1 protein-coding gene is annotated in these 281 nt (G+C 58.0%); it reads left to right on the top strand.

Translation table 11 applies throughout. The features are described 5' to 3' along the window. Window positions 1-72 precede the first annotated feature (72 nt). Window positions 73-281, top strand: a 209-nt coding sequence (locus SB772_RS40155; protein WP_410838539.1) for a hypothetical protein, incomplete at its 3' end; no start/stop codon positions are given.

The raw sequence follows: 281 nt of genomic DNA, 5'->3' as shown, positions 1-281 counted from the left end.
TTGCGTCAGATCGAGGCTGCGCGAGGAGACTGGATCGTCTACTATGAGCCAAGACGGCCGAGCGGAGATCTGATGAAAACGGGTGGCAAGCAGGCATATTTCGCAACAGCCAGGATCACCGACATCATCCAGGATCCGTCGAAGGCCGACCACTTCTATGCGCTGGTCGACGACTTCCTTCCCTTTTCGATCATGCCGTACCCTTCAAGGACGCGGACCACTATTATGAGGACGGCCTTCGCAAGGAGGACGGCTCTACGAACAAGGGCGCCTTCGGGCGC

Origin of the sequence: Paraburkholderia sp. SIMBA_030, from assembly GCF_046535245.1 — a bacterium.
GTDB lineage: Bacteria > Pseudomonadota > Gammaproteobacteria > Burkholderiales > Burkholderiaceae > Paraburkholderia.
The sequence above is the reverse complement of the archived record's forward strand: the minus strand, read 5'-3'. Positions and strand labels throughout refer to the sequence as shown.